Below are 15,581 nucleotides of genomic sequence, written 5' to 3' on the forward strand. Positions count from 1 at the left end.
ACCGCTAAACCTCTATTACTCTGCGTTCTAGCAATGCTTCAGAAATTGCTTCCGGATCCGCTCTCGATGCTCTGCGCAGCGGGACTCAATCTCTTTTCCATTGCCCATGCGAAGAACGTACGCGAGGCGGTTCAAGTCCTCTTGCTGGGCGGGAAGGTCGTGCCTGGCAGACAAATTCATCAAACGCAATCCAGTCTCAATCCTGCGAAGGAATTGATAACTCTCCGCTACACTGGCTGCTTCCTCTGACGTGAGGACTCCCGCACCAGCCAGTTGTTCCAAGATTTCAACAGTGCTGGGAGCCAATCGATTTCCCACTGGCTGGGAAGCAACTTGCTGAATCCACAGTGATTGCGCAAGCCATTCCACGTCAAGCGTCCCACCATACCCTCGCTTCAGATTGCGAGGGGAAGCGGTCTCTTCCAATCGACGCCGTTCCTCCCCCAGCATTCGTCGGTCTTCTTCGCTCCAGGGGGTGCGAGCAAGCAATCGGTGAATGGTCCCAATCACCTCAGCTCCAAACGAAACATGACTGCCCAGAGATCGCGCCTGAACCAATCGCAACCGCTGAACTGTTTCGATGGAATGATGCGTTACATGATCAGTAAAACTGGATAGCGACCAAGCCATCGGGCTTCGTTCGTTCAACGAAAGATTAAAGACACGAGATTCGTAGAGCCGCCCAGTCGGACCCAACCGATTGAGTTGCTGGTTGACCTTTTGAGCCAACTGGTTGAAGAAATCAAAATGGGAAATCGGTCGGTGGGTTGTTGAAGTACCCGACGGAACAATGGTCCCCTCCGCTTCATAGAAACATAGGAGAGACAAATCGCTGTGGTAATTGGGCTCCTGTGCACCGTACTTTCCAATGGTCAAGAAGGTGAATCCGCAATCCTCACCATGAGAGAGTCGAGGGTAACCGAGTTTTCTCACCTGCGATTCCCAAGTCGATTGAATCAACCGCTCGACGCATGCGTCCGCAATGGACGAAAGCGCACGATGGGTCGCGTAATGTTCGTCTTTCCCCAGCAAATCGCGAACTCCCACATTCAGGTGCATCGCGTTCTTAAACGAGACCAGGATAGAGTGAATATCCTCCGCCCCTCGACACATTTCCAACACGACTGCCTTCATTTGGTCAGCCGTCGGGAGTTTCGACAACATGAGAGAATCGAGGAGTTCATCGATCATGCCTGGATGTTGAAGAAGTATCGAGACCAAATATGGGCTCGCACCACAAAGCCGGAGATACAACTCCATACTTGCTTCATGAAACAGAAACAGCTCCCATAGAACACCCTTCCCACCGATCGAACGGGTGGTCGCGCAAAGGTTTTCCAAGGTTAGATCGGGATCGGGCGTGCGATGTACTTTTTCTAAAAGCGATTTCGCGATGTTCGAAAGCGCGAAGCGACATCGTTTGGTCGAAAGGAGACGAATGTCTTCCCGAGCGAGTTCTCGCAAATGCTGCATGGCTGCCGTTCGATGCTTGAATCCATACTTCGAAAGTACTTCATGGGACCAGTCCCCAGACGGTTTCGGATCCAACACCAAGTCGACTTCGTCCCACTCGCTCGGATCCACCAATGCGACGCTCTCCGCGCAAGAGTCATCGCCCGCTCGTTGACAGGACCTTTCAGCCAATCGAAAAGCAGGAAAGTCGATCTCTTCGATCTGCGTCAATAAGAGCTCTCGTCGAAGGGATTCGACTTGCGATTCGCCCCCCTCCAATGGCTCCGTATCGTTCAATGATTGCCACGCAAGTTTGTAACGAACGTCATTGAAATCTCGCCAGATCTGCAGAAGCCGCAGGGAGGGTGCCGTGTCTGATTCCATAGCATACGACTGCTTTGGTCGGCGACGATTGTGGCGATGGACAGCCAGCAACTCCGCCTCGTCTGCGTCGGAAGCAAACCATTGGAAAACGAAAGAGGATGCTTCCTCGACAGCTTGCGAAGCAGTCCACCGATCTCCCGCTACCAATCGAGTGGAGAGGAGTGGCAAACGATTGATTGCCAAACCGTCCCGCTCGATCTCATGAATCCAAGCTCGAGGATCGTAGAGAGTGCAGGATGAACCTTGCGATGGAATCGGAAGGAGCCCGGTTGTGTCGATGTTATATGCCAGTCCGCTCGGATGGGTCATCCAATAACTCCATCGCGCCAGCAGTCGCGATAATTCTTCCTCATTGGCGTGCGGCATGGACGGAGGAAGATTTGCCGAACGATTGACGAGCACCTGCATCTCGAGTGGTTGGATGAAATCGATCAGGCCCGATCCGTAATCTCCCACAGCCAGAAAACTGAACTGTGTCAGGAGCGAGGGGATCGACCTGCGACGGTTTTGGATCGACATCTCCACGACAGCCAAACATCCGTGAACCGCGGCATCCGCAATGTGAGCGAGTTGCCGCATGGTTTCGCATGTCGACACCCCTTGGAGGACGAATCCGACCAAGGCACGCAGTGTTTCTCGCTGACGGAATGTCCGCATGGAGGGTAGCCAGTCCCGCTCTTCCTCCAAACCTCGCAATTCATTCACCAGAATGTCGCGCAATTGCTCCGCAGTCGTCGATCGGCCCGCATGAAGCCTCAACCAGTCGAACGAATCCGGATCGTGGATGAGGCATTCCGTCGACGAGGAACGAATCGCGAGCATTCGGATTAGAACCGGCAGTGCATCGGGGTCTCTCTCAAGAAACGAGAGGAAAAAGCGAGGACTCCGGGTGTTGTCCAGAAATCGGAGCAACTTTTCGAGGCCATTTTCTAAGTCCGGGAATTGCCCCAAGAGCGCGCCCAGCTGCGGAAAGAGAACGCTCCCCATCCCGTAGGACTCGGTTCGACGATACCAACTCCCCAACAATTCCGATGTTCTTGGGGAGAGCGCCAGTCGATGCTCAGAGCACCACTGCTCGAACCATTGCATGTGCGATACCATCGACCGGGGAAACGGGTGACGAAACGAGGGCGCGAAGCACCGACACCCTCGCCGCTCACGCTACCCATAGGATAGCGTCTACAGACCGAATCCCAAGGTCCATCCCGCAAATTGCCCAGCCTCGCTCCACCCGAAGGAAGCGACTACCGTCCGATGCTTGGCGGGTTATTTGCGAAGAAATCGCGAGGTCCGCGTACGGTGTAGTAGGGATAAGCAACCGCTGGTGCTGGAGTCCCCGAACCGACTTGGTTGTCAGCCGCGTAGGCGTGATGGCCAGCGAAATGACCGCCTCGAAGATGATTACCGTAGTCGGTTCCACCACGTTGCCAACCGATTGGGCAAGGGCGGCATCCGATTGGGCTATTGCAACCATTGCAGCTACGGCAATGGCGGCGTTCCATAAGATTGCAACCGCTCAACGAAGCGACTGCGATACCAAGGAGAACTAGGGCTTGAATGCCGCGTTTCATGACTGGGTCCTTCCAATGTGCTAATTGCTGGCAAAATCCTTCTCGGTGAGCAGTGGTCTACTCCTCAGCAATAGCGTCTACATCGAACATTCCCCGCCGCCAAATACAATCCCTTCGGTCCCATCCCTAGAGATTACCCGCCTTGCCGATTTCGCCTACTTTCCGATCGTTCGACGGAGAATTCGCTGTAACCAATTCGAAGTTCCGGGATCCACCCCACGTCTCTCCTGCGACGCACCCGCACTGGTCCCAGCAAAAAAATGTGGCGTTTCGCATTTTGCCATACCCATATCAACCCTGCGTCTAACCATGTACCGGTCGAAATCTTCCTCCCTCCGCTTTGAATTGGTTACCAATCTCGGTCTAACGCTTTTTACATTGGTATCGATACCGATGACCGCGACTTTAGGACAGACGGCGGCGCATGGTGATCGATTCATGCATAGTTCCAATTGTGCTCTGTGTCATGCTCAATCCTCTCGAGCATCGGCCATGCGCGATAGCCGCGGCGAAGGGGTCGCGCCCCACGATCTATGGTCCGGGTCAATGATGGCCCAATCTTCGCGAGATCCCTATTGGAAAGCTGCTCTATCGGCTGAGATCCTAGCCACCCCGGCCCAAAAATATCACATCGTGGAAATTTGTACTCGGTGCCACTCTCCCATGTCCCCGGTTGCCCAAATATCGGACGACTCCCATACGCTGGAATTCATGCAACCCGGCGTATCGAACCAAGATCTGGCGACGGATGGAGTCTCATGCACCGTCTGCCATCGAATAAGCGATGAAAACCTTGGGACTCCTGAGTCGTTCACAGGCGGCTTCGTCCTCAATTCCAAGAATGAGATCTACGGCCCGCATTCCGATCCCTTCGCGAGACCGATGCAAATGCATGTTGGCTACACGCCCAAGCGTGGCGACCACATCATGAAATCTGCCTTGTGCGCAACATGCCATACAGTGATCACCGAAAGCTTTGACAGCGCAGGGAAAGAAACGCACCAAGTCCTTCACGAACAAGCCCCATATCTGGAGTGGCAAAACTCCTCTTTCAATGACGAATCCGAAACGAATCGATCTACTGGGCGGTCCTGCCAATCATGCCACATGCCCCAAACAGATTCCACGGATGCGACGATCGCAACACGCATTGCACACAATCCAGGCGGACGCGATTTCCCGTTTCTTGCCTCTCGATCACCCTTCGGCCAACACACCTTCGCAGGAGGCAACCTCTTTATGACTCGCCTCCATCGGGAGTACCGCAAGGAACTAGGAATCCAAGCGACCGTCGAGGCCTTCGATAGGGTGATACGAGCTTCCAAACATCTTCTGACAAAGCAGACAGCCAACATCTCGATCGAACGGTCCATCCGAAAAGAGGCGACCGTTTCCATCCCCGTCCGCATCACCAATCTATCGGGACATAAACTCCCCACCGCTTATCCGTCACGCCGGCTTTGGATTGAGTTCACGGTGCGAAACAAAGCGAACGAACTTGTTTTCGCTTCTGGACTCGCCGATGCCTCAGGGGAAATCATCGATGCAACCCGCACGGTTCTTGCCTCGGAAAAGGCCGATGGTCCGATCCAACCCCATTTCGATGTTATTCGACGAAACACCGATGTGCAGATTTATGAAACCATCATGCAGGACGCATCAGGTGACGCGACATTCTTCTTGCTCCGGGGATCGGAGTTCCAAAAGGACAATCGGTTGCTGCCTCAAGGCTGGCAATCGAGCGACCGTCGATTCGATTCCATCCAACCTCGAGGAATCAAAGACGATTCAAATTTTCGTGGTGGTGTCGACACGACGCACTACGAGTTGGAACTGCCTCCCGGTATGTACCGTATCGAAGCCCGACTGTTATTCCAATCTCTCTCGGCTCGTTACATGGAAGAGCTCTTCCGTATCAACTCACCAGAAATTGAAGTTTTCGAAGCGATGTATCGAAAAATGGATCTTGCTCCTGAAGTTCTAGATTCAGCTATCACAGAAACGGTGCTCTAGCCTATGTCGCAGAGCGCTTTCCAGTTCCATTCCCGATTGCGATTGGAAAGTTTGGAGGCATAGGCGAGATTGAAATAACGAAGATCCTGCAATGTCTCCAGTCCCCCCTCTAAAGAAGCGATCGAAGAAAATTCGATCCCCCCTCCAGGCGTTTGTAGGGCAACCACGGCTCTACTTCGCTAAGGATTCGAGGTAGTCGAGGACCGATGCGAATTCGTAGACGGTGAACTCGTTCAGCAATCCGGTCGGCATCGAAGAGACCGTCGATGTTTTTCTGGCTGCGATGTCTTCCTTCATCACCAGAAACTCTTTGCCCTGAGCATCCCTCAATACGACGCGGTCGTTTTGCTCGTTGGTAACGAAGCCGGTTATGGTTTCGTCGTCGTGTGTCTGGATGATATTGGTAATGAAACCTTGCGCGATCGATTTGCTGGGGTCGATCACGGCAATTGCCAATTCAGGTCGCTTGTAAGTTCGCGCGATGTTACCCAGGTAGGGGCCCTTCTGCACTTCATCTTGCCGCACCGTGTGGCATTGTGTGCACTTCGCTTTCGTGAACAGTCGCTCTCCGAAACTGATATCTCCCTTCATTGCCACCACGCTCTGGACCGCTTCCTCGGGATTGAGTGAAGCGAGCTTCGGCGATTTATCCTCCGGTCGCGGTTTGATCTTCAGTCGATTCGAGACGTTCTGTGCCACTTTCGCCACCTCCGCATCGGAATCCTTCCAAGCGGCCAGGATCTCTTCATCGAGATGATTACTCGATACCCGCCCTGCGGTACGCATCAACCGAATCTTCCGAGCCTTGTTCCCCCAAGCTTCCTCGAGTCCCTTCTGCGCTGCCGCTTGCACTTCCGGACTCGGGCTCTTGCTGGCCAATTGCAATAGGGCGGAGTCTGCAATGGATCCGAGCGGGCCGGTGGTTGATTTGGAAAGGTCCAACAAACGTGGTATTTGCAATCCGAGTGTTGGGGAATTCAACAGCGCATCGCGAGCTTTCTCCGATAGGGCATTGTCTCCCCCTTCTCGATCCAAGCGTTCCAGGCAACGAATCATTGCTTCGAACGACTCGGGATGTGAGGTCCGGGCCAACGCAACCACGACTTGACTTAGCGGTTGTTTTGCGAGTTCCTCGATCCGCGATGCCGCGAGTAGGAGGGGAATGGCATTGGCAGGAATTTCCTTAGCTGTCGCTAACTTGGCGACCGCGATCGGAATCGCTGCGCTATCCTGGGTTGCAATCTCGATGATTCTCTCGAGCCCCTCGTCGCTCGCAATTCGATTCTTCTCCATCGCTTCGATCAAGTAAGCCGCTTCCTTCGAGTCGGCCGCTGCGAGAGCAGTGCGGAGTGTCGCCAAAATCTTCTTGGACTCGCTCCAAGTCTCGGGTTGATAGTACGGGCCTCGTGTATCGGGGCGTGTCCCCCACGAATCGCCATCCCAGGCCCCTTCCATAAAATGCAATCGACAAAGAGCCCCCAACAGAAGCGCGCGCCGCTCCGGTGATGTCTCCTTGGCAAGCCTCGCAATCAGCGTGTCGACAACTCGCGAATCGTGCATCATCGCGATAGCCCTCAAAAGAGGAGGCCATGGTGCAGTCCCTTGTTCAAGGGCAGCCAAACATTCATCGATCGATTTTCGCTGGGCCAAGGTCCGAATGGCTGTATGTACAATCACTGGGTCTGCATGGCCGAGCGCATTGAGAATCTTCTCGACATTGGTTGTCGTTTGGATCGACTCGACTAGTTGGCGATCTGCATTGCGAGAAGCAAGGCCCTTTTCAAGGAGTTGCGAGTGGCGATTGTCTCCGCGCCTCGCTAGCTCACGGCTGGCCTCCATCCGCCGCCGGTAGCTCGGAGAATCCATTTCCTGGACCAACTCGTCGCTGCTGAGTTTGGCATAATCCCGAAGCGGTTCTGGCTGGAAACCCTTGGGTTGGATCCGCACGATGTACCCGACGTTTGGTCCGTTCCAATTGAAATTCGCACCCTTCCAACTGGCTGCGTAGACTCGGCTATTGCCATCGACATCGGCATCGGTTGGACGTGTCATTTTCACCAGCGGTTCGGGAGTCGCCACCTCTTGATAGGTCGCCCCCTGGGGTTTCACCGAGTGCCGATAGATTGCATTGGTTCCCCAATCCGCCGTGAACGGAGCTTGGTTCCATTTTCCGAATCCAGGCTCGTCGATATAGACAGCACCGCAACCAGAACCGCCACCGTAGTCAGCCAATGGAGCGACGCACTCGTCGTTGAAGTTTTTATACAGACGTGGATAACCATGGTCATCATTGCCGGTGAAGTGGTGGAGTCGCACATCCCAGCCACCACCATCGTTCGTATTGTCTCGCGCAAACATTTCCATGGCCGGGCTGATCGCTACCTCGAGGATATTGCGAGTTCCCGTGGAGTAGATTTCCAGACCGGTTCCGTCAGGACGGACACGAATCACACCACCTCCGCGATGGGTAAGACGTGTCCCATCTGCCCCCACCGCGTCCATGAATCCGAAATCACCACCTGCGATATACAACCATCCGTCTGCTCCGAGACTGAGTCCATTGGTCGTGTGGTCGGCCGGTCGTTTGTCGTAGTCGAATGCAAGATTCTTTACGAGAGTCTTCTGTTCGTCCGCCACTCCATCGCGATCGCGATCGATGAAGACGCTCAAGTGGGGAGGATGCATCAAATAGAGACGGTCCTTGTCCCAGACCAATCCTCGCGGCGCGTCGACTTCACAGAACACTTTGGTCTCGTCAGCACGTCCATCGTTATCGGTGTCTCGCAATCGAACCACGCGTCCGCGCATCGGATCGCGTCCCAACGATCCGTTTCCATCGGAGCTTACGTACAAGGTCCCGTCGACATCGGCTGCCACAAAGACAGGGTAGTTCACTGCTGGCGGTGCGGCGAAAAGTGTCGCCTCGAAGCCCTCCGCGACTTGAACATCCTTCAAGATAGCTGCTTCTTCCTCAGGCGTCCGCTTTTCGATACGAGGAACAATGTTTCCGCTCTTTGCATATGCATCCCCCTGCAACGCCGTGAACTTTCCGGCGGGAGATTTGGGGTCAGCTGGCCAAAGTGACTTGATGGTCGGGCCATGCAAACGGATTTCGCGGATGCTGCACCAACCGCCGGTACTGCTGATACCGGTGACGCGAAGGAATCGAACGGTGGCCGCAGAGGGGAAATCTTCTTTCCCCACACGTCCTTTCGTATTGGCAGATTGATCGAGAAGCAGGCTGAAATCGGTTCCGTTTTGCGATCCTTCGACGCGGTATTTGTAAACACCTGCCGGCATCTCCCAAGCGATCTCGATCGACTGAACCGTTTGAGGCTCTTGGAATTCGAGTTGAATCGATTGCGGATAGGCGGGGCCATCAGCGCACCAGCGAGTGTCCTGCTTTCCGTCGACAACATGATGGGTTGGGTTTCCATCTTGCACGCTCGATGCGGTCACCTTGACCAACGTCGCGTTTTGGGGTGCATTCCCGACTCCTGGGGCTGCGTTGTTGGAGAATTTATTTTTGTCAATAAACGTGACCTTGTTCTCCCCTTCGAACGGTTGGAGATAGTCCGCGTTCAGTTTGTCGCAAGCCCACAAAAGTCCGCGGGTCACAAGATCGAGATACCGGGGGTCAGCCACCGTTTCTGTGTTGTGGCCGAGCGAAGTACTAAAGCTTCGAGCTCCCTGCTTCTCATTGATCCAAACCACAACCGCTTGATCGACGCGTTCCTTGTCTCCTCGTCCCACTTTCTGTTTTCCGATTGCCAATGGAACGGCATTGTACATCTTGACGTTGTTGTAGAGCTCTTCTCGGATCGTGGTCCAGTTGGTGAGGGTTTCGGTAATCGGGTGCTTCGGCATCGCAAACTCGATATCGATCGGTTCTTGAGGGCCATGTCCGGTCGACTGCAATCCAAGATGCTTGAACCAGACATCGTTCCCCGCACGGAAGCTGTGCATGGCGCAGTGCAGATGAACGGCAGGGATCTTTTGGTGCGTTTGAACGATCCGATTCAACAACGCTGGGTCCTTGATATCGGCTGCGCATTCATCGTGGATGATGATGTCATACTCCTCGGCCCAATTCAGCTTGCTGTAAAGTGGGAGCATCGGGGCCGTCGTCGAATTGTCGGTCCAATAAACATCCACCTGCACATTCGCTCGAGCTTGGATCCCTTTGCAAAGCGCTTCTTGTTGCTTCGCATAGTCGTGGCAACAACCTCCCGCGATGAGCAAGGCGCGAATGGGCTTGTTTTCCTTCGTTTGCCCAAGCCCTACATGGGAGAAGGCGATAAGAAGAGAAAGAGATAGAATGGTGCTGAGAAAGGATTTCATAAGTCTCGACGGTGTAAGTCCCTACGGCTTGGGTGGCGAAGGGAGTTGCGGTTTGGGTTGCAGTGGCGGTCGAATTCTTTGGGAAGGCTGGAGAGACTGGCGTGGTCTCGAGAGACTAACATGGTCTCGGCGGGCTGGACGAATGGGGATCGATCCCTCACTCTATCCAGACGTGGGAAGGAGAACGAACCCGTAATCCCATATTAAACCAAAAATGAGCCCGCGTCACTCGCCCCTACACTTCGAAGTTTCCAAACGGGCCTTTACAATGCTGCTTCCATCTCCCTCCCTCCACTCCCCCCTCCATCCCTCCGATTGCTCGGTATTGCTATGCATTCTTTCCCTTGTTTGACCGTGCGGTGCTCCTGGTTTTTCGCCTCCGGACTTGTGGCTTGCCTAACTCTCCTCTCTCCGTGGACCGTCCAGTCGATTGCAGTGGAGACCAAGGAAATTCGGCTGCCTGCAACGCGGGATACTTGGCTGTCCAACGCGGGTAAAGAATCGAAAGGGGCCAACGGAGGGGCATCGCGACTTAAATTGAAATCGATCCAAGAGCTCTCCTTGATCGATTTCAATTTTGCATCCCTACGCGGGCATTCCATTTCCCGAGCTCGACTCTATTTGAAGCGTGCGAGCGACATTCCGATCGACCGGATTACACTCAGTACCCTCGCTGCAGACTGGGTAGAGGGGACCGCTCAGAATTATGAAATAGTCGACGGCCAATCCACATTCTCTCACCGTATCTACCCCGATGAGCTCTGGAATGACGGCGATATCACCGCGGTCAGCCTCGGTTCGGGAGGGACGCAATGGCACTCCCTGGCACCCACCGAAGAAGCCGATGGTTGGATGTCCTTTGATGTCCCGGTTCGTTTGGTGGAGGCCTGCACTGCTGGACTCAGTCACGGTTGGCTTATCATGGATGACACCGGTTCGACTTGGAAACGAGACGGTGAGAATTTTGATTTTCAACTCTTCCCTAATCGGACCGTATTCAGCAAAGATTCGAATCGAGCGAGTGCCCCCTACTTGCTCGTAGAATCCACTCCTGGTGTTCCTGCCCCATCCCCACCAACTCCTTCCGATGTGGTTTGGGTGCCTCCAGCCGGTTCGGATCCTCGTACCAAACTTACTTGGAGGACCGACTCCGAATCGGCCATTGGGTGTGAGGTCAGCGTCGATGGCAAACCGCTACCCCGATACTTTATTCGCTCGGAGGAGAAATCGCCCAGCGAGTGCACCATCGTCGTCGATCCGTTCAACCCTCCTTGGAGTTGGAACGAGAACCATCGCATCACCTTGGTCGCCGTCAATCGGGATGGCAAGAAGAGTGAGCAAGTGTCCATCGATTGGCAAGGTCGACCTGACGCAACACCATCTCAAGCCGCAGAGGAACTTCGCAAGTCCCTGACGAAAACGAATCAGCTGAACAAATCCAAGATGGCTCGAAACGCGGAAGAGCTTTGGAGCCAAGCTGGATCGCTTGGAAGGTCCCGATTGACTTGGGTGCACCCTCTTGATCAATTCGTCGCGCCGACTGCTGAGTTGATTCCAAATCAACGTGCAGACTATTTGGCCAAGAACATTTTCTGGGATGCAGCTCAAGGGGTTATCAGTCTCGATGGTTGCCGCAGCGATTGGGTCGGGGCGCAACTAGTTGTTCGAACACCGGTGGCTCCAAAGCTTCGGTGGAAAACACCATTGCCCGATGGATGGCGCTTCGAGCTTTATCAGGTTGAATACATTCCTTCGGGAGGTCGCTGGCTTCCCGATCCTTTGCTCCCGATCGAAACAAGCACGGCCTCTGGAACGGAGGTTTCCTTACCGACCTCCGAACGTTCCCCCGATTTAGGGGCTTGGCTTCTCGAGCTCTATATTCCCGATGGGGAAAAGCCAGGCAAGAGGGAAATGAAATTGGAGGTGGAATCAGACGGAAGTCCGAAAGCGTTGACGGTCGCCATCCATGTTCGGTCTGCGCAAACTCCCAAGGAGTTGCGATTCCTACCGGAAATGAACTGCTACGACTTGCCTGCCAACGAGCTCGACTACTATCGAATGGCGCATCGACATCGAGTGGTGTTGAATCGCGTCCCCTATTTTCAAAATGGACGTATGGCGAGTGGGTTGGCTCCGGATGTCGCATCGACGGGTTGGGACTGGAGCCGTTGGGATGCTCGCTTCGAAAAGTATTTTACCGGAGAGGCGTTTTCCGATTTGCCACGAGGCAAAGTCCCCATGGATTGCTTCTATCTCCCGATGCACGAGAACTGGCCGCTGCCTATCAACGAGCATTACAACGGCAGCTACTGGGCCGACGAGGCCTTTACCGAAGACTATCGCGCCGCATGGGTGAAAGCCGTTCAAGCCTGCGAGGCGCATATTCTGGAAAAAGGCTGGAAGGAAACGCGCTTTCACGTTTTCTTGAACAACAAAGTCGACTTCAAAAAGCGAGGTTGGTCGCGAGGCTCTTCCCCGTGGTTGCTCGATGAACCGGCCAACTTCCAGGATTACTTGGCGCTGCGCTATTTTGGCAGAGCCTTTGCAGATGGACTTTCCACGTCGGTTCGCGACTCGAACCTGTTCTATCGCTGCGACGTTTCGCGACCGCAATGGCAGCGCACCACGCTCGATGGCTTGATGCGTTACAACGTAGTTTCGCAGACCGCATTCCGACAATACCGTCGGCTCGTGTTGGATCGCAAATGCATCGACGACCAATTGGTGATGATCTACGGATCCGCCAACCCTCTGGGGACCAACAATGTCCAGACATTGGCTTGGGCTTGGGATAGCTGGCTGCGAGGAGGAGATGGAATTCTGCCATGGCAAACCATCGGGACGGCCAAATCGTGGGAGGTGCCTGACGAATGCTCGTTGTTCTACCCCGGTCGTCCGGGTGAAAAAGCAAATGCGAATGAACCCATTCCGTCGGTTCGACTCAAAGCCTATTGCTACGCGCAGCAGGATGTCGAGAGACTCCAAGCGGCTCTTGCACGTGAGCAATCCAAAGGAGACATCTCCATGATCGATCGATATCGCTGGGGAGAGGCCATACTGCAAGTCTTACCGCTTGCTTCGCGACGAGCGGAGATCGGAGGTTACACCGAGGATGCAGGATGGTCCGATTATGGCGCGATCTCGCCCGAAGCGATGGAACATTGGCGACGTGCGTTACCCGTCGATTGATTTCGGCCCCCTCAACGCCCGCTGGCGGCTTATTCCCTGGGCATCACCACAGCGGTATACCCTTGGGGCCCAAGTTTCAGGTTGGTACCAGGGGCGAAATGGCTTCTCTTCACGTAGCCTAAACCAACCGCTGCACCTGAGCTCAGCATGGCGTGCGAGCGAAGCTGACCAACTTCGGTACCACCACTCCGTAGCTTCGTACCCTCCGGAACATGGACATCGACATGCCCATCGCCGAGGATCGCCAGCTTCACCAACTTCTTTTGCACTTGCCCGAGCGCGTCTAGGCGAGCCACGGTTTCTTGACCTAGGTAACAACCCTTTCGAAAGGAAATCGCGAAATTATCGCGATCGAGTTCCTGTGGGAAATTCTTTTCGTCCAGATCGGTCCCGTACCAAGGCCAGAGATTTTGAATGCGAAGCGATTCCCAGTCGGACCGATGCACCATGTCACTCTCCACGAAATCGGAGTGCAGGGACGGATCACAACTCGTAGGCAACCCGGGGGACTCGGACAGCAGCAATCGCGAATTCGGTCCAGCCCAAGGGGCTCGGGCCAAATACGCAGGGAGACCATTCCAAGAGGTTGCAAAGGAATCAGGCCAAGGGGCGGTGGGAAGATCGACACCGAGTTTCGGGAGAATGGAGTCGTCCGACGCCAACCACATCGTAAACGCGGAGCTACGATCGGCGATAACCGCGTCTTCCATAATGATGAACCGATCGAAATGCGGGACCAATCGTTCCGCTTGATCGGGAACCGAGACAAAGAAATGGAATTCAGGCAACCCGATCGCAAGCCCATGCCCGAACGTACGCCCCTTGGAATCGGTGATAAACGTTTCGAGGGATTGGCCCTCGGAGAGTTCTCGAAGGTCCTGCGTGGCCAAATTGTTGAACACTTTACTTCGATCTTTTCCCCGAATCTCCACGATGGTTCCGGTTCCCAATTTCCAGAGCTTTGACATGCTTGACTTTCGCGTAGCGAGGAGCAGGTGTTAGAATCGTAAAATGTGACGCATCCTGCACGAGACGACAATCGTAATTTGAAATGCCCACGGTCGCGCGACGCCTTTTCGAAAGACAGGGGGCACCATTCGGCATGCAAAGTATCCTAAACGTCTTGTGGGTGAACTTCTCCCTAACCCATCAGGTAATGCCGTGAGCAACAATGGCTCGAAAAACCAGTGGATCGCAAGCTTGTGCAGTTTTATCCTGCATCTAGTTTTGCTCATCTTGTTGGCGATCTGGACCATCGCTAGCTCGGGCATGGGAGAGCGTTTCACCATATTCTCTGGAGCATCGGAACAGATCGGTAAAGAGGTCGAGGTGGTGGAGATCCAGCCTATTGCCCCCTCCGAGGCGACGGCTGGTGTCGGACTGGATGACATTTCGACTACCACGCTTCTCACCCAGTCCCCTGTCAGTTTGGAAACGGGGGAGTTGAATGCTCCCCAGGCTCAGACGACCCTCTCGGATCAAGTCCGTTTCTCAGGTTCTGCAAAAGAATTAGGAGCGGGAGGCTTTCTCGAGACGTCGATCGAGTCTCGCAAGCCCCAAAACCGACAGTCGGCCGCTCAAAAATACGGCGCGACCCCGCAAAGCGAAGCGGCCGTCAATGCGGCTTTGGTCTACCTCGCCGCGCACCAAAAGAACAACGGTGCTTGGGCCATGGGATTCGATGTCTGCCAGAACAACTGTACCGACGGGTGCCGCGATTTGGATCAGCATGAAATAGCAGCCACCGGGCTTGCCCTCCTCTGCTTTCTCGGCGCCGGCCACACACCCAATTCCCCCGAATATGGAGATACGGTTTCGCGAGGCCTTTACTTCCTCGTCCAGAATTTGAAGGAGAAAGAGGGAACCGTTCAAAGCTATTGGTTGGGGGAAACTGCCAAATCGCAGATGTATGAACATGGGATCGCAACCCTCGCCATCTGCGAGGCATTGCAAATGGGAGGAGACGACTCGCTACGGGACGCTTGCCAGCGGGCGATCAACTTCATCATCTCTGCTCAACACAAGCGAGGAGGATGGCGTTATCATCCTGGCCAACCCGGCGATCTCTCGGTTGTTGGGTGGCAGATTTTGGCTCTGAAAAGCGCATCGGCCGCAAAGCTTCGGGTTCCCATGGAAGTTCTTCGGCTCAGCGATTTGTTTCTAAAGGAGAGCTCCAGCAATGGTTTTTTGTTCAACTATGCGGGGGGAGAACCAACCCAATCCATGACGGCGATCGGAAATTTGATTCGCTTGTTTCGAGGCTATTCGCTCACCGATGGCTCTATTCTTCGCGCCAACAAATACATCGCAGAGAAGGGGCCTAGCGCTAGCGATGTCTATTACAACTACTACGCGACTCAGTTCATGTTTCATGTTGGCGGAAAGAATTGGGACAATTGGAATTTCATCATGCGCGAGCTCCTGGTCAGTACCCAGGTGAAGGAAGGTCACATGGCGGGCAGCTGGTTTTGGACCGGCAATCCCTTCAATCGCGAAGGAGGGCGAATTTATGTCACCACCATGTGCTGCTTGACACTAGAGGTCTACTACCGCTACCTGCCCCTCTACGAAACCTCTAGCAACGAGTTTCGCCTCTAGAGTGAATGCACGAAAATCGGATTCATGAAAGGT

General features: G+C 54.3%; 8 protein-coding genes. 3 read left to right on the forward strand and 5 right to left on the reverse strand.

The genetic code is table 11. The features are described from left to right. Window positions 1–27: 27 nt before the first annotated feature. Window positions 28–2,925, reverse strand: coding sequence for a [protein-PII] uridylyltransferase family protein (locus tag SH467x_RS20480; RefSeq protein ID WP_482368948.1), 2,898 nt, complete (start codon window positions 2,923–2,925; stop codon window positions 28–30). Window positions 2,926–3,080: 155 nt separating this feature from the next. Then, complete coding sequence (locus tag SH467x_RS20485) at window positions 3,081–3,407, reverse strand: hypothetical protein (protein WP_482368949.1); 327 nt, start codon at window positions 3,405–3,407, stop codon at window positions 3,081–3,083. Window positions 3,408–3,716: 309 nt separating this feature from the next. Between SH467x_RS20485 and SH467x_RS20490 the strand changes: the two genes are divergently transcribed. Then, window positions 3,717–5,420: a hypothetical protein gene (locus SH467x_RS20490; RefSeq protein WP_482368950.1), complete on the forward strand. Its 1,704-nt coding sequence runs from the start codon at window positions 3,717–3,719 to the stop codon at window positions 5,418–5,420. Here the strand turns inward: SH467x_RS20490 and SH467x_RS20495 are convergent. Continuing rightward, window positions 5,417–5,587 (reverse strand): hypothetical protein, encoded by a 171-nt coding sequence (locus SH467x_RS20495; protein WP_482368951.1) that lies wholly within the window; start codon window positions 5,585–5,587, stop codon window positions 5,417–5,419. The genes SH467x_RS20490 and SH467x_RS20495 overlap by 4 nt on opposite strands. A gap of 4 nt (window positions 5,588–5,591) precedes the next feature. Beyond that, window positions 5,592–9,761: a DUF7133 domain-containing protein gene (locus SH467x_RS20500; RefSeq protein ID WP_482368952.1), complete on the reverse strand. Its 4,170-nt coding sequence runs from the start codon at window positions 9,759–9,761 to the stop codon at window positions 5,592–5,594. 330 nt (window positions 9,762–10,091) lie between these two features. Here SH467x_RS20500 and SH467x_RS20505 point away from each other — a divergent pair, with 330 nt between their 5' ends. Beyond that, window positions 10,092–12,950 carry a hypothetical protein gene (locus SH467x_RS20505; RefSeq protein ID WP_482368953.1) on the forward strand — a complete coding sequence of 953 codons (2,859 nt, stop codon included), beginning with the start codon at window positions 10,092–10,094 and terminating at the stop codon, window positions 12,948–12,950. A gap of 29 nt (window positions 12,951–12,979) precedes the next feature. Here SH467x_RS20505 and ygfZ read toward each other — a convergent pair whose 3' ends face one another. After that, entirely contained in the window at window positions 12,980–13,918 is a 939-nt protein-coding gene (gene ygfZ, locus SH467x_RS20510) for a CAF17-like 4Fe-4S cluster assembly/insertion protein YgfZ (RefSeq protein ID WP_482368954.1), read from the reverse strand. A gap of 193 nt (window positions 13,919–14,111) precedes the next feature. On the opposite strand from ygfZ, the gene SH467x_RS20515 reads away from it, so the two are divergent. Next, window positions 14,112–15,548 (forward strand): prenyltransferase/squalene oxidase repeat-containing protein, encoded by a 1,437-nt coding sequence (locus SH467x_RS20515; RefSeq protein WP_482368955.1) that lies wholly within the window; start codon window positions 14,112–14,114, stop codon window positions 15,546–15,548. Window positions 15,549–15,581 lie beyond the last annotated feature (33 nt).

Source organism: Brakhagea slesvicensis (assembly GCF_052161625.1).
Lineage (GTDB): Bacteria > Planctomycetota > Planctomycetia > Pirellulales > Pirellulaceae > JBKCUI01.

Coding starts and splice junctions, on each gene's coding strand:
- ygfZ (WP_482368954.1), bottom strand. CDS start 13,918: ATGTCAAAGCTCTGGAAATTGGGAACCGGAACCATCGTGGAGATTCGG.
- SH467x_RS20480 (WP_482368948.1), bottom strand. CDS start 2,925: ATGCAATGGTTCGAGCAGTGGTGCTCTGAGCATCGACTGGCGCTCTCC.
- SH467x_RS20500 (WP_482368952.1), bottom strand. CDS start 9,761: ATGAAATCCTTTCTCAGCACCATTCTATCTCTTTCTCTTCTTATCGCC.
- SH467x_RS20505 (WP_482368953.1), top strand. CDS start 10,092: ATGCATTCTTTCCCTTGTTTGACCGTGCGGTGCTCCTGGTTTTTCGCC.
- SH467x_RS20485 (WP_482368949.1), bottom strand. CDS start 3,407: ATGAAACGCGGCATTCAAGCCCTAGTTCTCCTTGGTATCGCAGTCGCT.
- SH467x_RS20490 (WP_482368950.1), top strand. CDS start 3,717: ATGTACCGGTCGAAATCTTCCTCCCTCCGCTTTGAATTGGTTACCAAT.